An 18,575-nucleotide genomic window follows, 5' to 3' on the forward strand; every position below is an offset into this window, starting at 1 on the left:
GATGGTTAAAGCATTAGTTGAAAATGGCCGCTTAATTAGCTTAGTCATTGCCTTATTACTGGTTGCAGGTTTAGGGGCTATTTCAAGCCTTCCACGCATGGAAGATCCCGATATTACCAACCGTTTTTCATCGGTTATCACCCACTATCCGGGGGCATCCGCCGAGCGCGTTGAAGCCCTTGTGACGGAAGTACTCGAAAGTGAATTAAGACGTTTAGAAGAGTTAAAGCTGGTGCAGTCAACGTCTCGCCCTGGCATTTCGGTTATTCAGCTTGAGCTCAAAGACAACGTTTTAGAAACGGCTCCTGTTTGGTCTCGCGCCAGAGATATGATTGCCGACGCCTCTGGATTACTCCCAGCTTCGGCGCAAAATACCATCTTAGATGACAAAGTGGGTTACGCCAACACCGCCATTTTAGGCATTGCTTGGCGCGGTGGCGGCGAAGTGCGTACCGACATGCTCAACCGCTATGCAAAAGAGCTGCAGAGTCGACTGCGACTGCTAAATGGCACTAATTTTGTCAAACTTTATGGCCAACCAACTGAAGAAATCTTAGTGCAACTTGATGGCCATAAAGTCAATCAACTGCAGTTAACATCAAAGACAATAGCCCAGATCCTGCAAAATGCTGACGCAAAAGTCTCTGCGGGTGAAATTAATAATGATGATTTTAGAGCGCTGGTTGAAGTCTCTGGTGAACTGGATTCGATTGCACGTATACGCCAAGTCCCGTTAAAAGTGACCAACGATGGACAGATCATTCGCTTAGGCGATCTGGCCAAGATCACTCGACAACCTAAGATGCCCGCCACCAGTATTGCATTGGTTGAGCAGCAGCAAGGAGTCATGGTTGCTGCTCGCATGCTTAACAATACCCGGGTTGATCTTTGGCTTGAAAAAGTACGTGTTGTGGTTGATGAGATGCAAGCCGGGATCCCTGCCAATATCGAAATCGAATGGCTGTTTGACCAAGAGCATTACACCACAGACAGATTAAGCGGATTAGTCGGTAGCCTGTTGCTCGGCTTTGTCATTATTCTTGCCGTGTTAATGCTCACACTCGGAATAAGAAACGCCGTGATTGTGTCCTTATCACTGCCATTAACCGCCTTATTTACACTAGCGTGTATGAAATACATCGGCTTGCCTATTCACCAAATGTCCGTCACGGGGTTAGTAGTCGCGTTAGGTATCATGGTCGATAACGCCATTGTGATTGTGGACGCGATTTCTCAACGCAGACAGCAAGGCAAAGGCAAGATCCAAGCGGTGACAGAGACCTTGCAACATTTGTGGCTACCCTTGGCTGGTTCAACAATTACCACCATGTTGGCGTTTGCGCCTATTGTGTTGATGCCAGGTGCTGCAGGAGAATTTGTTGGCGGCATTGCTATCTCAGTGATGTTTGCCCTGCTCGGTTCATTTATTATCTCGCACACCATTATCGCCGGACTTGCGGGTCGATTTGGTGTCGATGGTAAAGGCACCCATTGGTATCATCATGGTATAAAGCTACCTATGATGAGCAATGCCTTTAAACGCAGCTTGTCTTTTGCCTTGTCTCGTCCTTTATTGTCAGCCGTGGTCATTGGCGTATTACCCGTGATGGGCTTTATTGCCGCTGGCAAAATGACCGAACAGTTTTTTCCACCATCAGACAGAGATATGTTTCAAATAGAGGTCTATCTAGCACCTCACGTGAGCGTTGATAATACCCGTATCCAAGTTGAAAAAATGGATAAGGAACTGCGAAAAACTCAAGGAATAACCCGTATTGATTGGGTTGTCGGTGGTAATGCTCCCTCTTTTTACTACAACCTATTACAAAGGCAGCAAGGCGCGAATAACTATGCACAGGCGATGGTTAAGGTCAGTGACTTTGATACCGCTAACCGACTTATTCCTGAGTTACAAAAATCACTCGACTTAGCCTTTCCACAAGCTCAAGTGATTGTCAGAAAGTTAGAACAAGGCCCGCCTTTTAATGCGCCCGTCGAGCTAAGAATATTTGGCCCTAACTTAGATCAGCTCAAACTGCTGGGCGAACAGGTAAGAAAGGTGCTCAGTGATACCCCTGACGTTATCCATACTCGTGCCACCTTAAGTGCTGGTGCGCCCAAGATATGGCTGCAGGTCAATGAAGATGCTAGCTTAATGAGTGGCTTGTCGTTAACAGATATCGCCAAACAGGTTGAAATGGCAACCACTGGCATTAACGGCGGCAGTATCTTAGAACAAACAGAGTCACTGCCTATTAGAGTGCGCTTGTACGACAGCACTCGTGAAGAGCAAACAAAACTGTCGGGATTAATGCTGGTATCAAGCAATGCTAATGGTATTCCGTTATCGGCAATATCGACCAGTAAAATAGAGGTGAGCCGCGGGGCTATCCCACGTCGCGATGGTCAGCGCGTCAATACCATTGAGGCTTACATCACCAGTGGAGTATTACCGCAAGAGGTGCTCAACCGCGTCAAAGCAAAGCTCGATGCGATTCCTCTCCCCAGCGGTTACAAAATTGAGGTTGGTGGTGAAAGCGCAAAGCGCAATGAAGCTGTCGGCAATCTAATGTCCAACTTGGTGTTAGTGGTAACCTTGCTATTTGCCACAGTGGTCCTGTCATTTAACTCATTTAGGTTAACCGGCATTATATTATTCAGTGCAATGCAATCAGCAGGACTTGGATTACTCGCGGTTTATACCTTCGGTTATCCGTTTGGATTTACCGTTATTATTGGATTACTCGGCTTAATGGGACTGGCGATTAACGCTGCTATCGTCATTTTAGCAGAGCTAGAAGAGGTGCCTGCGACCCGCGATGGCAACATTCAAGTCATCGTTGACCTTGTCAGCAGCTGCGGACGCCACATAGGTTCAACTACTATTACCACTATCGGTGGATTCTTACCTTTGATTATTGCTGGCGGCGGGTTCTGGCCCCCCTTTGCCATTGCTATTGCAGGAGGCACACTGCTAACGACCCTGCTCTCTTTAGTGTGGGTCCCTACCATGTATCACTTAATTATGCGGCCTAAAAAGTCAACTCAACCCGACTCGCCGCTGCCGCTAATGGCCAATGCAAAGAGTTAAGGCTTTTGTCGCTATGGTGCCAAACAGCGGTCCTTAACGTGTAATCATAAGAGTTAAAAACGCTATCATTTGTCCTGTTCGTCGGGGCAAATGATACGCCTTTCACCTAATTTTAAACTTTAGCAAACACTTATCCTATTGTCGGCCAACAGATTAACCACATTAAGGTCCCATTTTTTTAGCATTTTAGTTAAAACGGCTTAAGTTATAGACCTACATCAAATAACTTATCCTTAATTTCTATTAGATTAACCGCAACATCCTACAGATAACTAAAACCGTCATGAATTATAAAAAATGGCCAGTGGCCAAACAAATTGGATTGGTCACTTTTATTCTTACGCTTATTATTTTCGGTGCGTTAGGCAGTACCTCCTATATTTCCGCCTCTAATGTATTAACCGAAAAAGCAGAAACTGCAATGCAGGCTCAAATGAACGGCACCGCCGATCTTATTGAGCTTCAATACGACAGTTTGTTATCACTCGCCCAACGTAATGCAGATGTCTTTAGAGCCATGTACCCTGGCAACTTCCATAAGCCTGATAGAACTGTGCGAGTATTAAGCATAGACACACCTGCACTGGTACATGAACGCGAGCAAATCAACTCCTCTAAAAGTAAAGTCGATCGCTACTCCAAGCTAACGGGCGGCAACGCAACCGTATTTGTGAGAGACGGTGATGATTTTATGCGCATAGCAACATCGCTAAAAAAAGCCAATGGAAAACGTGCTTTAGGTACTTATCTTGGAAAAAATCATCCCGGTTACAGTATCTTACTGCAAGGCCAAACCTATGAGGGCTATGCACGCCTATTCGGTAAAGACTATATGACGGTTTACCGTCCGATTAAAAATAAAGCCGGGGCTGTCATTGGTATTCTCTATATCGGTTTTAATATCAGCGACTCGTTAGCACAGCTGCGTAGCGCAACCAATAATCTACGCCTTGAAGAAACCGGCAGCTTTCTCATTATTCGTAAATCAGATCAAACGATTGTAGCCCAACCAGGCCATGAAATTGGTGCAGAAGCAAACAAGAGTGTGCTTAATGGTATCACTGTAGAGCAAGCCTTGACGGATCAAGGTTCATGGGAGTTCATCAACAATGATGGGGCAAAATCCTATGCATATACACTCAACATACCGGGTTGGAACTGGGCTCTTGTCGGCCAAGTGCCGATGAAAGAGCTCAATGAAGAGAGTGGTAAGTTGCTCACCGTCAATTTGATTGTTTCCACCGCAGGCTTAATTATCATCACCTTACTACTGTCGTTGATTTTGCTTAGAGCACTTAAACCACTGCAACAACTTGAAGTACAACTCGACAATTTAGGTAAAGGCGACCTGTCACAAAGCTTTGCAACCACCGACAGTAATTCAAACAATGAAGTCGACAAAATCACTCAAAGCGCCTCAAGGATGGCAACCAACCTTAGAGAACTGATCATTTCGCTACAGCAATCAGTGACCTCTCTGCAAGAACATGCAATGCAAACTCAAGAAACGGCAAGGCTTAATGGTGAAGAGTCTCAAGGCTTAATGGCGCAAACAGACCAAATTGCCACCGCAATTGAAGAGATGTCAGCCTCGGTGCGTGACGTGGCCAACCATGCTAGCGAAGGCGCGCTCATGAGCCAGCAAGTTGATTGTGCAGCGCAAGATGGTACCGCGCACCTAAATCAGCTGCTCATCGGTTTACAAAACCTCAGCGAACAACTGGCGACCAGTCATGAAAGTGTTGAACTTGTCAGTAAAGAAAGCCTCGCGATTAGCCAAGTCACTGAAGTAATTAATAGTATTGCAGAGCAAACTAATCTACTCGCGCTTAATGCCGCCATTGAAGCCGCTAGAGCGGGTGATCAAGGCCGCGGGTTTGCGGTTGTTGCAGATGAGGTGCGTACCTTAGCCCAGCGCACGCAAACGTCGACATCAGAGATCTCGCATACAATTACCCAACTTCAAACTCAAGTCAAAGCGACTGCGACTCAAATGACTCAGAGTAATGAACTGGGCGATCGCTCTGCTATTCAAGGTAAAGAAGCAACTGAGCTACTGATTAAAATCACTGAAAGTATTGGTGAGCTAGCGGTTGCGTCGAGCAGTATCGCCAGCGCCACCGAGCAACAAAGCGCTGTAGCGGAGGAGATAACCCGTAACCTCCACCAAATTACCGAACTCGCCAGAGATGGAGAACAGCGTTCGGGTGACACCGTCGACTCAGCTGAAAACCTTGCCCTTATCGCCGATGATATTAAGCAAAAAATCAGTGTGTTTAAGGCTTAGAATATAGCCAATGGAGAGTTGATTACTCACTATTTAAAATCTAGGCTGTTGGTCTAGCCCCTCACCTAAAGGCAACAGTATTAAAGCTGTTGCCTTCTAGTTTGAATTAACTGAAAACAAGCACTGGCTCAGCATTTATTACCTTCAACTATTACACACCATCTCGCTGACATGCCAACCGCTAGTGGGCATCAAGTGTCCCCTGCCACATTCCAGCGTCTGCAATGACTCGATTAACTTGGGTCTGAGAGTACTTTAGGCTCCGCACAACAATCAGCTTCATTGCCATTAGCTGAAGTAGTCATTCTCAGTGGTAAGCAGATGCTATTCATCAAAGATGATTTGTTTGAGATGATACTGCATAGAAAATAAAGAGACATGGATATAGCTATCGCTAAACAGCTTCGAAATGCAGGATTTTGCCGATCGAAAAATGACATATTTAACATGCAGTTAGTGAAATAACGTTACTCAACTATCTCTTTTTTGGGCAATAAAAAGCCTCGCAATTGCGAGGCTTTTTAGGATCATTCAACTCATCAGAAGTTAATCTTCAGTCTCAATATCTCGATCCATGTTCTCAGTATTTTCAAGCCAAAGAGCGTTGATAATACCAAAGGAGCAGGCTAACAATACGCCTAAAATCCAAGCAAAATACCACATAGTCTAAGCTCCTTATTTAGTAGAGTGAGGTCTTATTCTTTTCGATGAAGTCGCGCGATAAGCGGCCAAACATCTTCAAATAAGTCCAAACAGTGTAGCTTAATACAATCGGTACAAAGATGATTGCAGCCCATGTCATTACTGTAAGTGACACTTTACTCGCCGTTGCATCCCACATGGTCAAGCTCACATTCGGATCTAACGATGATGGCATCACGAATGGGAACATTGCTGCGCCACAGGTTAAAATAACCGCTGCGATACCAAGTGAGCTGAAGAAGAACGCAAAACCTGAGCGGTTCATGCGGCTTGATAGCAACACTAAGATTGGCATTAGTAGACCCAATACAGGGAATAACATAGTGACAGGGTACTTATCGTAGTTAACCATCCAAGCGCCCGCTTCAACTGCTACAGTCTTAAGCGTTGGATCAGATACACCGTAAGTGTCGATAACAGAAGTAATAACGTAACCGTCAATACCGTTTACCAACCATACGCCTGCTGCGCCGAAAAACACGAATAACAGTACTGATAACACCTGCGATGTTTTGGTCGCACGCACACGTAGCTCGCCTTCAGTCTTCATCTGTAGCCAAGTAGAGCCTTGAAGCATAAACATGCTCACACATACTAAGCCAGCAAGAATGCCGAACGGATTCAATAGACCGAAGAAGCCACCGTGATAAGTTGCACGTAGGTATTCGTCAAAACTAAACGGAACACCTTGAAGCAAGTTACCAAACGCAACACCGATGATCAGTGGCGGTACAAAGCCACCAACGAACAATGCCCAATCCCATGACTTACGCCATCTTGGATCTTCAATCTTCGAACGGTAATCAAAACCGACAGGTCTAAGGAACAATGCAAATAGAACCAGCATCATTGCAATATAAAAACCTGAGAAAGAAACCGCATAGACAGTAGGCCATGCCGCAAACAATGCGCCTGCACCAGTGATTAACCAAACTTGGTTACCGTCCCAATGCGGGGCGATAGAGTTAATCATGATACGACGTTCAGTGTCATCCTTACCGATAATCGGTAGTAGTGCACCCACGCCCATATCGAAGCCATCAGTGACAGCAAAACCGATGAGCAGCACGCCGACAAGTGCCCACCAGATAAATCTTAACATTTCATAGTCAAACATAATCAGATCTCCAGTTTAAGCATCTAGCTTTTCAAAGTGATAACGACCCGTCTTCAAACAACTTGGACCTTGACGGATAAACTTAATCATTAGAAAAAGCTCAATCACTAACAAGATTGCATAGAAGATGGTAATTGAGATGATACTGAACAACAGATCGTTGACCGACAAGTTTGAAGCTGACATAAAGGTCGGTAACACTTCAGATATTGTCCAAGGTTGACGACCATATTCAGCCACAAACCAACCACATTCAATGGCGATCCAAGGCAGTGGTAGGCTATAAAGCGCCGCTTTAAGTACCCACTTTTTCTCTTCAATCTGATGACGCGTACTCTGCCAAAATGCTGCAGCGAACACTAACAACATCACAACACCAGCACCCACCATGACACGGAAAGACCAGAATATAGGCGCTACATTTGGAATCGAGTCATTGGCAGCCATTTTAATCTGCTCATCAGTCGCATCAATAACCTTGTCGGTATAACGTTTCAGCAGGAAGCCATAGCCTAAATCACCTTTCGACGCTTCAAATGCATCTCTAATTTCAGCGGTTTCATTGCCTGTTCGAAGTTGCTCAAGTAGGCCATATGCCACCATACCGTTGCGAATACGCACTTCGTGATCAGCAATTAAATCTTTAATACCGGTCACTTGTTCGTCTAATGAACGAGTGGCAATAATTCCCATTGCGTACGGGATTTTAATCGCATAATCAGTATGCTGTGTTTCCTGATTAGGGAAACCTACCACTGTAAACGCTGCTGGAGCAGGCTCTGTGTGCCATTCAGCTTCAATAGCGGCGAGTTTAACGCGCTGTGCTTCACCGACTTTATAGCCAGACTCATCACCCAGTACAATAACTGACAGAATAGATGCCATACCAAAGCTTGCTGCGATAGCAAAAGAGCGACGAGCAAATGGCAGGTCACGTTTCTTCAGGATATAAAAGGCACTAATCGCCAAGACGAACATTGCACCAGCAACATAGCCTGATGCTACAGTGTGAACAAACTTCACCTGTGCAACGGGGTTAAATAACACTTCTCCCCAGCTAGTCATCTCCATACGCATGGTTTCGTAGTTGAACTCGCTACCCACAGGGTTTTGCATCCAACCGTTAGCCACCAAGATCCAAAGCGCCGACATGTTAGAGCCTAGGGCGACTAACCAAGTAATGGCAAGATGTTGACGTTTGCTAAATCGGTCCCAACCGAAGAAGAACATGCCGACCAAGGTCGACTCGAGGAAAAAGGCCATTAAGCCTTCAATCGCGAGCGGCGCGCCAAAAATGTCGCCTACATAATGTGAATAGTATGACCAGTTCGTACCGAACTGAAACTCCATCGCTAAACCGGTGGCTACACCGAGCGCGAAGTTAATACCGAATAACTTACCCCAGAACTTGGTCATATCTTTATAGATTTGCTTACTGGTCATCACATAAAGTGATTCCATAATGGCTAGCAGAAATGCTAGCCCCAAGGTCAAGGGAACAAATAGGAAGTGATACATGACCGTCATCGCAAACTGAAAGCGCGACAGCTCAACAACCTCTTCTAAAATCATTTGTGACTCCTTAGGTGGTGCGTCCAATTACTATTGTTAGATCCCCATCAACAACAGTAACTGCCTATACAGAAATATTAATGCAGTAAACTGGGCTATCGTTATAAAAAGCCCACTTGACTGCGTCTGTTTGTTTAATTCATAAATGTTGTAATTTAAAGCGCAAAACACTATCAATCGATAGCTTACCATCACAGTATCAACAGCTAATGTGATCGACATCTCAAACTTGTGAGCGTAAAACCAACAAATTAGTTAATATCAGTCACTTGCAATACAAAATAAGTTTATCTGCAGGAGATTTATACCATTCAGAATTGATTCAAATCAATCAATGCATTCGCTTTCAATGGGTTTTGGGCTAGAGCACACAGTTCCACCCAGCCCACCATTGACAGAAGATTTAACCCATGATAGGAGTCACGATAAGCAGATGTAAACAAGTAATTTATAGCGCTAGCAATACATTTACCCATATAAATAGACAAAATTAAAATCACACCAATTAAAGCAACAATATTACTATCGCTAAAATCATTGATCAAAAACAACGCCCAAAGCAAAATACAATAAAAACAGGCGCTTATAAAAATCAATGTCATCAACCGACATTTACACCATGTAAAATTCATTAGTTTTTCTAATACTACACTGTAATTTTTCTCGTTTGATGGGAAAAATGATTTCGCATAGAATGAGCACCAAGTTAAGGAGACGGTCTAGTTAACCCGGTGAAGTTGCCCGGAAAGACTTTTCTCCGCTTATATCATCAATCAAGCGTGGAGATACCATTATGAATACATTTTTTGAGCGTCTAGTTAGCCGTTATCAGCGTGTTTTCGTTGAGCTTTATACATCAAGAGAGCGTTAATTTAAGTTTTCTTTGCAAGGTTAATCTTGAAGTTTTGTTAGCGCAAAGCGGCCACTCTTAGCAATAAGAGTGGCTTTTTAATATTCAAAATTCACGTTTTCTATAAGCTCCCCTTTCCATTAGCTTTTTTCGCTAACCTGCTATAACTGTACTTAGTCATTCGACATTGCCCAACAAGGGTAAAACACCTTAAATTAGCATTACATGCATCGCTAAATTTGACCTAATCGCCTGTTTAACTACTCTTTTTTTCATTTTAGATTTAGGCATAAAAAAAGCCCCTAATATTTAGGGGCCTTTGAGGCGGTTAACCTTAGCGAGTTTATACGCTAATGCTAATTAACCAATTGATTTTCTAACGTTACGGAACATTCTCATCCAGGGACTATCTTCACCCCATGAATCTGGGTGCCATGAGTTGGCAACCGTTCTAAAGACACGCTCCGGATGCGGCATCATAATCGTTACACGGCCATCAGTTGAACTCAATGCCGTAATTGCATTGGGTGAACCGTTAGGGTTTTGTGGATACTGAGTCGCTATTTGACCATTACCGTCAACATAACGCAGTGCGATGGTGCCTGATGCTTCAGCGGCGGCTAATGCCTCAGGTGAGGCAAACTCTGCACGACCTTCACCGTGAGAGACTGCAATCGGCATACGAGAACCTGCCATCCCTTCAAAGAACAAAGATGGACTCTTCTGCACTTCAACCAAACTGAAACGGGCTTCAAAGCGTTCTGAGCGGTTGCGCACGAAGTGTGGCCATAATTCAGTACCAGGAATGATGTCTTTTAGATTCGACAACATCTGACAACCATTACACACACCCAGCGAGAAGCTATCATTGCGTTCAAAGAATTGACTAAACTGCTCACGAGCGCGCTCGTTAAACAAGATTGACTTAGCCCAGCCTTCGCCCGCACCCAGAACATCACCGTAAGAGAAACCACCACAAGCCACTAGGCCTTGGAACTCCTCTAAGCTGATCCGACCGCTGAGAATGTCACTCATGTGAACATCTGTCGATTCGAATCCGGCACGATCAAATGCAGCCGCCATTTCGATATGCGAGTTAACACCTTGCTCACGTAAGATAGCCATCTTAGGTGCAGCACCTTTTAAGATAAACGGCGCTGCAACGTCTTTACTTGGGTCAAAGCTTAAATCAACCGTCAGACCAAGATCGTTATTGTCTTGTTTAAGCTCATGCTCCTCTTTGGCACACTCAGGGTTATCACGTAACGCTTGCATGCGGTAAGTGGTTTCAGCCCAAAGGGTACGCAAGGAGGTACGTGATTCGGTTAAGATTTCACGTTCAGCATCAAAGATGGCGATTTGGTCGCTATCTGTTAGCTCGGCAACTTTATGGCAAGGAACGCCCGCAGCCACAAACTGAGCGCTAATCGCAGCAGACTGTTCACGACGAACTTGGATTACTGCTCCGAGTTCTTCGTTAAATAGACGCTCAACGTCAGTCCCTGCTAATGCACTTAAATCGATGTTTAAGCCAGTGTGTCCAGCAAATGCCATCTCAACAAGTGTGGTGTATAAGCCACCGTCACTTCTATCGTGATAAGCAATAATTGATCTGTCCGCAACTAGCGGTTGAATGACTTCAAAGAAGCCTTTTAACGTCGCTGAGTTATCAAGATCTGGCGCGATATCGCCAAGTTCACTGTAAACCTGCGCTAAGCAAGAACCGCCAAGACGATTCTGACCTAAGCCTAAATCGAGCAATAACAGTTCGCTGTCGCCTTTATCAGTGCGTAGCTCTGGCGTGACGGTGTTGCGAATATCCTGCACTACACCAAACGCGGTGATCACCAATGACATAGGTGAGGTCACGGCTTTTTGAACGCCGTTATCTTCCCATGCTGTCTTCATCGACATTGAGTCCTTGCCCACTGGAATAGTCAGTGACAAGTCAGGACATAGCTCTTCGCCAATCGCTTTAACCGCTTCATAAAGACCTGCATCTTCACCAGGGTGACCCGCAGGTGACATCCAGTTAGCAGACAACTTAATCCGCTTGAACGAGCCAATATCAGTACCGGCGATATTCAAGATTGATTCCGCAACTGCCATACGCGCAGATGCGCCAAAGTCGAGCAGTGCCAGCGGCGTACGCTCACCTATCGACATAGCTTCACCAACATAGGCATCATAGCTTGACGCTGTGACAGCACAATCGGCGACAGGAACCTGCCATGGACCCACCATTTGGTCGCGATTAACCAGACCGGTTACCGTTCTATCACCAATGGTGATCAAGAAGGTTTTTTCAGCAATCGTCGGTAAGCGTAGCAAACGGTGCGCCGCTTCTTTAACGGTAATATTACTTTGATCAAGCGCAGCGGAGATGGCTTTAGCGCTAACAACGTCGCGGCTCATCTTAGGGGCTTTACCTAACAAGACTTCTAATGGAAGGTCAATTGGATAGTCTTCGAAATGTTCGTCACTTAGGATCAGATCTTTCTCTGCAGTGGCGACGCCAACAACGGCAAACGGTGCACGTTCACGTTCACAAATGGCGACAAATATATGCAGATTCTCAGGTGCGATTGACATAACGTAGCGCTCTTGCGACTCGTTACACCAGATCTCAAGCGGGCTCATGCCTGGCTCATCCGAGGGTACGTTACGCAGTTCAAACTTACCGCCACGTCCGCCATCGTTAACAAGCTCAGGAAAAGCATTCGATAAACCGCCAGCACCCACATCATGGATAAACTGGATTGGGTTTTCATCACCCATCTGCCAACAGCTATCAATCACTTCTTGGCAGCGACGTTCCATTTCAGGGTTTTCACGCTGAACAGAAGCAAAATCTAAGTCTTCACTTGATTGGCCCGATGTCATTGAAGAGGCAGCACCACCGCCAAGACCAATGTTCATTGCAGGGCCACCGAGCACAACAAGCTTAGCGCCAACGGTGATCTCACCTTTTTGCACATGATCTTCGCGAATGTTACCTAAACCACCCGCAAGCATAATAGGCTTGTGATAGCCGCGGACTTCAACGCCATTGTGACTATTAACTTCCTGCTCGTAGGTACGGAAGTAACCGACCAGCGCTGGACGACCAAACTCGTTGTTAAATGCAGCGCCGCCTAATGGACCTTCAGTCATAATATCTAGCGCGGTAACAATACGATCGGGTTTACCGTAATCAGCTTCCCAGGGTTGAACAAAGCCAGGGATTTTAAGGTTTGAAACACTAAAGCCGGTCAAACCCGCTTTTGGCTTAGATCCACGACCTGTAGCGCCTTCATCACGGATTTCACCACCAGAACCTGTCGCAGCGCCCGCATAGGGGCTGATTGCTGTTGGATGGTTGTGGGTTTCCACCTTCATCAAGATATGCATCGGCTCGGTGTGATAACCGTAAACGCCATCTTGCTTAGGGAAAAATCGCCCCGCGGTAGCACCCGTCATTACCGCCGCATTATCTTTATAAGCAGAGAGGACATTATCGGGTGTGACAGCCATGGTGTTCTTAATCATCTTGAACAATGACTTTGGCTGTACGTCGCCATCAATAGTCCAATCTGCATTGAAGATCTTATGACGACAATGCTCAGAGTTTGCCTGTGCAAACATCATCAATTCAACATCGTGGGGATTACGGCCTAACAACTTAAAGTTTTCGACAAGATAGTCGATTTCATCTTCAGCTAATGCCAGCCCTAATGTGGTGTTAGCCAATACAAGCGCACTGCGCCCTTCACTAAGAATATCAACGCTTTTGAATTTTGTAGGTTCAGTGCGAACAAACAACATATCGGCGGCATTAAAGTCCGTTAAAATCACTTCGACCATGCGGTCATGTAATAGTGCAGATAACGACTTTGCTTGTTCGCCTGTCAACTCGTCAGCAACAACGTAGTAAGCAATACCACGCTCTAAACGCAATACTTTATCGAGTCCACAGTTGTGGGCGATATCAGTAGCTTTAGAAGACCAAGGAGAAATGGTACCGGGACGGGGGGTAACAAAATGGAGTTGACCTTCTGGCTGGTGTGCTTCAATAGCCGGGCCGTAGGTTAAGATTTTTTCAAGCTGTTGAGTTTCATTTTCATCTAGTGATTCTTTCAAATCAGCTAAGTGGGTAAACTCGGCATAGATTTGGCGCACGGGTAGTGCTGCCGATTCACAAGCTTCCATCAGCTTCTGTACTCTAAACGCCGAAAGTGCTGGGGCTCCGCGGATGATCTCCATCACGTTTTTCTACCTTATAAATTATAATTGCAGGGTCAGATCTGGCGCCATTATAGGGAAATGTTTGCCACAAATCATTAGCAGTCGTTATAGAAAACAGTGTTTCCCGTATAGGAAAAAGTGCTCGCTATTTTTTGTCGATTTGCTGAGCAAAATGTTGATTTAGCGCCATACTAAAACTGAACCCTTGATGAAAAATCGCACTTTTCTTGCAACACTTAAGAATGTGGTATAATCGACGACTATTTCTTTATATTTTAAGCGCTAACCCATAATAATGATGAAAAGATTTTTACTTGTTTACTGCTGCGTTATCTTACTGGCTGGCTGCCAGAAGGTCGCTGTGGAACAAGAAAAACCTAGCGTCATTGCCCCTAAAACGGAATTAGTGGTTGGCACCATATTTGGCCCTCAGATCTACTTTAGTACCGGCCAAGGTGACTCAGGTTACGATTACGAGATGGCGGAGCGTTTTGCACAATACTTAGATCTCGAACTTAAGATGCAACCTTATGGCAATATCAGTGAGCTTTATAGTGCACTAAGGCGTGGCGAAGTTGACTTAATTGCGGCAGGGCTGGCTGACACCCCCTCAAGACGAGAGCAGTTTCGGGTGGGTCCACCTTTATACCGAGTTAACCAAGTTTTAGTCTATCGACAAGGCACCCCACCACCGAAAGATATCAATAAGCTGCAAGGCGATATCACGGTGATCACCGACTCCTCATTTGTTGACACCTTAATCGAACTGCAAAAATCTAATCCCGACCTTGTTTGGGATCAGGAAAAAGATAAAGACGCAGAAGAGTTACTCACCATGATTGCCGCTGGCGAGCTCCTCTATACCATTGCCGATTCTACCAGTTTAGACATTAATAGACGCTTTATGCCTGAGTTACGCCAAGGGCCTATATTAAAAGAAAAACAACCGGTTGTTTGGTTGCTGCCACCCAATAATAGTGACCGCCTAATGAGCAAACTATTAGCCTTTTGGCATATAGAAAAACGCCGTGGCACCCTCGCCCAACTAAACGAAAAGTATTTTGCTCACGTAAAACGTTTTGACTATGTCGATACCCGCGCCTTTATTCGTGCCATCGATAATAAACTGCCGAAATACCAAGCAACGTTTGAAAAGTACGCTGGAGATATTGATTGGCGCAAACTTGCTGCTACCGCTTATCAAGAGTCACATTGGAATCCCAATGCACGTTCACCGACCGGTGTACGCGGATTAATGATGCTAACTCTACCCACCGCAAAGCAAGTGGGCATTAAAAATCGTCTTGACCCTTTTCAAAGTATTCAAGGTGGCGCTAAATATCTCAACAGTATGCTGGAGCGCTTACCCGACTCAGTACCGGAGAGTCAGCGTATGTGGTTTGCACTTGCTTCTTATAATATTGGTTTCGGACATGTTGAAGATGCGCGAAAATTAGCCCAATCAATGGGACTCAATCCTAGTGCTTGGCGAGATATTAAAGAGGTCTTGCCGCTGCTGCAAAAACGTAAGCATTACAAAAAAACCCGTTATGGTTATGCTCGCGGCAATGAAGCGGTTCACTATGTCGATAGTATCCGTCGTTATTACGACACTTTAGTGTGGATTGATAACCAGAATATTTTACTTGAATTAAAGGAAGATGTTACTCAAACTGCAGATAACAGCGGCCAAGTTATCGAAAGTGCTCAACCGCAGTAATAGAAGCTGACAACCCTAGACGCAGATTCATTAAAACTTCATCTAATAACGTTAGGTTAGTTACTCATCACAAGATCTGGAGATCACATGAGAAAAAAAGCGATTAATAATATTGCAGCACGTCGCCGTACACAGCTGAAAACCCGTCATTTAAAAACCTTAAATAGACAAAAACAGTTCTTCGCTTTTATTCGCCCTTCTGAGTGATACCTATCGCACTAGATACCTGGCCATTATTGATGGGGAAGATGTACTTCTGTGGTGTTGTGGATGAGAATAACGAGTTGCTGCAATTCACGCCTCGTATAAGCCCATTTTGCCACATGAATAAATAGATCATTTATTTAATTTGGCCGGTATCGCTTGCAGAGCATCAAGTTTAGCTTGCGCTTTAGCGGTTTTTTTCTCTTTTCTACGTCGCCTAAAAAAGGCGCTTAACTGCTCAGCACATTCGGTTTCGAGCACACCAGATGTCACCTCAACCTGATGATTAAACGCACTGTGACGTACGATATCAATCACCGTACCCGCAGCACCGGTTTTCTCATCATTGGCACCAAACACCAACCGACTAATCCTTGAATGCACAATGGCGCCAGCGCACATAGCGCAAGGTTCTAATGTTACATACAAGGTGCTATCTATTAGGCGATAATTTTCTAATACTTTACCCGCTTGGCGGATACACTGCATTTCGGCATGGGCACTGGGATCATGCAAGCCAATACTAAAGTTAAAACCGGCACTGATCACTTCACCCTCTTTAACTAATACCGCACCAACGGGCACCTCACCTTTTTCTTCAGCCTTAGTGGCCATCTCCATCGCCATCTTCATAAAACGGCTATCTTGTTCCTGCTGTGACAATCGGTGCCCCTATTACGTTATAAAACCGCTCAATGTTATGTGACATCATTCCAATGTGACTAAAACACTTAGCTTGGTTACTTTCATCGTCATTATACCAAGCTTTAATTCGTTACAAGTAACAATTTAGCCCCTCAGCATCTCACTAAATGCTCTTTAGCCACTTCACCTCATCAACCCGTTCGCCAAAGAATGTCGCCCCAGCCACAGTATGGTGACCATAGTCATAAAAGTATTTCTGATAATCATCATTAATGGCGTAACAGAGCTGTTTACGCTTATTGCAAACATAATCCATTCTATCGAGCACCCTAACAGTGGGGTATTTATTCCCAAGCCTGATTAAGGTCATATTTGCCTGCAGGGTAAACTGCTTAAATTCTCGGTCAGAAAACTGCTCAAAGTGTTTCTGATTGATTTTAGCAATATCGAGGCTAGAAACATTGTTTCCACCTCGCTCCTTTAGCAATAAGTGAAATAGGAAGTCGGCATAGGTACGCTGGCCAAACTCCTCAAATTCATAAATATTTTTAACTAAAATCAGTTTTTTATTATCCGCAATCGAGCGGGTAACGATGGTTTCGAGCTCACTGAGATCGGCAGGTTTATATTGAGATGCGAACATCACAACATCGGCCAAGAGGTAATTGGGTGAACGATAAAAAGTCTCATCGATGTTACCTATCTCAGTGCCGAAACGCGCTATTTGAAATTGGCGCTGGGTGATGATGCTACTCGTAAGCACATTAAAAATGTCTTTAGAGTGCGAGTTCCCCACTATCAATAAACGCTTTCGGTCATCTTTAGTATCAAACCACTGAGTCCTGTCATAGCTGTTCTTATCGACACCATAATCCTCATTACCACTGAGAGTACGCAGCTGGCTCCAGCTATTGGCACCAAGCTGTCGATTATCCGGCTGATAAGACTTCACCATTAAGTTCGAGTCAGCATCATTGGATTTATAGAGTTGATTTGCATCTACCAATAGGCCTGTCATCGCAAATACCGCCGTCAACACACCACCACTGGTGAAAATAAATCGACGACTATAGGTCTGCTTGTTTCTCAAAGGCACTTCAACAAAGCGCCAACTCAAGTATGACAGAGCAACAATACCAATACACAGAGACAACATCAGCCAATGTGAGGGTTCGGTAAAACTGCGATACTTAACCAATGCAAATATGGGCTGATGCCATAGATAGGCGCTATAACTTATCAGCCCAATACCGACAAAAAACCGCCGACTTAAAAGCTGCTGCACCAAGGTGCCATTTTTGGCAAACAGAATAATCAATACTGTTCCAAGAGTGGGAATTAGCGCGTACAAACTTGGAAAGGGAATAGTGGAATCGAAAATGAAAATTGAAAATAGCACTAACAGCAAACCCAATATACTCAGCGGGTTATTCAGCTTTTCTGGCAACAACTTATATTTCTCTTGATGGAGACTAAACGCCGCAAAAACACCGATGAGTAGTTCCCAACCTCGCGTAGGCAATAAGTAAAAGTTTGCTGACGGCGCATTATATGCTGCCCATTGTGCTAAAGATAAACTAGCCAAGAAAATCAGTACCAATGCGCCGAGAATGACACGTTTGCCTTTACCCCATAACATCATTAAGAACAAAGGAAAGAAAATATAATACTGCTCTTCAACCGCCAAACTCCATGTATGCAACAAGGGTTTTAGCTCGGCGGCGGTATCAAAATAATCACTTTCTAACCAAAAGAGGATATTAGATGAAAAGGTGGATACTGCGACAATGCTTTGAAAGAAGTCTTTAAGATCCAGTGGCATTAACCATAGCCAGGCGAAAGGAATACAGCAAAACATGACAAAAAACAGCACCGGTAAAATCCTTCTGGCCCTGCGTTCATAAAAGTTAATAATACTAAATTTGTCCTGCCCCAGTTCAGCCAAAATAATACTGGTGATCAGGTAGCCGCTAATGACAAAAAAGACATCGACCCCCACAAAACCACCGCTAAACTGAGTAAAGCCAGCATGAAATAAGATAACCGGAATAACGGCAACTGCCCTTAAACCATCGATTTCAGCTCTATAGCGCATAGGCAAGCTCCTGCTAATAAATCCCAATCCATTAATTTATACCAGTTGCATTAGATATTTAGTCAATG

At 44.7% G+C, this 18,575-nt stretch carries 10 protein-coding genes; 3 read left to right on the forward strand and 7 right to left on the reverse strand.

Annotated elements, in window-relative coordinates:
* Nucleotide 1 precedes the first annotated feature (1 nt).
* Nucleotides 2–3,091, forward strand: a complete 3,090-nt coding sequence (locus L2729_RS13615; RefSeq protein ID WP_248988755.1) for an efflux RND transporter permease subunit — start codon at nt 2–4, stop codon at nt 3,089–3,091.
* 283 nt (nt 3,092–3,374) lie between these two features.
* Nucleotides 3,375–5,378, forward strand: coding sequence for a methyl-accepting chemotaxis protein (locus tag L2729_RS13620; RefSeq protein WP_248988756.1), 2,004 nt, complete (start codon nt 3,375–3,377; stop codon nt 5,376–5,378).
* Nucleotides 5,379–5,924: 546 nt separating this feature from the next.
* Here the strand turns inward: L2729_RS13620 and cydX are convergent.
* The 5 genes from cydX to purL form a co-directional block, all read right to left on the reverse strand.
* On the reverse strand, nt 5,925–6,041 hold the full coding sequence (gene cydX / locus L2729_RS13625; protein WP_101093332.1) for a cytochrome bd-I oxidase subunit CydX: 117 nt from the start codon (nt 6,039–6,041) through the stop codon (nt 5,925–5,927).
* Between the two features lie 16 nt (nt 6,042–6,057).
* Nucleotides 6,058–7,197: a cytochrome d ubiquinol oxidase subunit II gene (cydB, locus tag L2729_RS13630; RefSeq protein ID WP_248988757.1), complete on the reverse strand. Its 1,140-nt coding sequence runs from the start codon at nt 7,195–7,197 to the stop codon at nt 6,058–6,060.
* A 15-nt stretch (nt 7,198–7,212) separates the two neighbouring features.
* Complete coding sequence (locus L2729_RS13635) at nt 7,213–8,769, reverse strand: cytochrome ubiquinol oxidase subunit I (protein ID WP_248988758.1); 1,557 nt, start codon at nt 8,767–8,769, stop codon at nt 7,213–7,215.
* Between the two features lie 311 nt (nt 8,770–9,080).
* A complete protein-coding gene (locus L2729_RS13640; protein ID WP_248988759.1) occupies nt 9,081–9,401 on the reverse strand; it encodes a hypothetical protein in 321 nt (106 codons plus the stop codon).
* 578 nt (nt 9,402–9,979) lie between these two features.
* Entirely contained in the window at nt 9,980–13,861 is a 3,882-nt protein-coding gene (gene purL, locus L2729_RS13645; RefSeq protein ID WP_248988784.1) for a phosphoribosylformylglycinamidine synthase, read from the reverse strand.
* A 280-nt stretch (nt 13,862–14,141) separates the two neighbouring features.
* Here purL and mltF point away from each other — a divergent pair, with 280 nt between their 5' ends.
* Complete coding sequence (gene mltF / locus L2729_RS13650) at nt 14,142–15,563, forward strand: membrane-bound lytic murein transglycosylase MltF (protein WP_248988785.1); 1,422 nt, start codon at nt 14,142–14,144, stop codon at nt 15,561–15,563.
* Nucleotides 15,564–15,899: 336 nt separating this feature from the next.
* Here the strand turns inward: mltF and tadA are convergent, their stop codons facing one another.
* The gene (tadA, locus tag L2729_RS13655) at nt 15,900–16,430 is read right to left on the reverse strand and encodes a tRNA adenosine(34) deaminase TadA (protein ID WP_283104233.1); all 531 of its coding nucleotides are present in this window, start codon (nt 16,428–16,430) and stop codon (nt 15,900–15,902) included.
* A gap of 145 nt (nt 16,431–16,575) precedes the next feature.
* Nucleotides 16,576–18,507 (reverse strand): acyltransferase family protein, encoded by a 1,932-nt coding sequence (locus tag L2729_RS13660; RefSeq protein WP_248988760.1) that lies wholly within the window; start codon nt 18,505–18,507, stop codon nt 16,576–16,578.
* Between the last annotated feature and the right edge of the window lie 68 nt (nt 18,508–18,575).

The sequence above is a fragment of the Shewanella gelidimarina genome (assembly GCF_023283945.1).
GTDB classification, from domain to species: Bacteria; Pseudomonadota; Gammaproteobacteria; order Enterobacterales; family Shewanellaceae; genus Shewanella; species Shewanella gelidimarina.

Coding starts and splice junctions, on each gene's coding strand:
- L2729_RS13620 (WP_248988756.1), top strand. CDS start 3,375: ATGAATTATAAAAAATGGCCAGTGGCCAAACAAATTGGATTGGTCACT.
- mltF (WP_248988785.1), top strand. CDS start 14,142: ATGAAAAGATTTTTACTTGTTTACTGCTGCGTTATCTTACTGGCTGGC.
- L2729_RS13640 (WP_248988759.1), bottom strand. CDS start 9,401: ATGAATTTTACATGGTGTAAATGTCGGTTGATGACATTGATTTTTATA.
- purL (WP_248988784.1), bottom strand. CDS start 13,861: ATGGAGATCATCCGCGGAGCCCCAGCACTTTCGGCGTTTAGAGTACAG.
- cydB (WP_248988757.1), bottom strand. CDS start 7,197: ATGTTTGACTATGAAATGTTAAGATTTATCTGGTGGGCACTTGTCGGC.
- cydX (WP_101093332.1), bottom strand. CDS start 6,041: ATGTGGTATTTTGCTTGGATTTTAGGCGTATTGTTAGCCTGCTCCTTT.
- L2729_RS13615 (WP_248988755.1), top strand. CDS start 2: ATGGTTAAAGCATTAGTTGAAAATGGCCGCTTAATTAGCTTAGTCATT.
- L2729_RS13660 (WP_248988760.1), bottom strand. CDS start 18,507: ATGCGCTATAGAGCTGAAATCGATGGTTTAAGGGCAGTTGCCGTTATT.
- L2729_RS13635 (WP_248988758.1), bottom strand. CDS start 8,769: ATGATTTTAGAAGAGGTTGTTGAGCTGTCGCGCTTTCAGTTTGCGATG.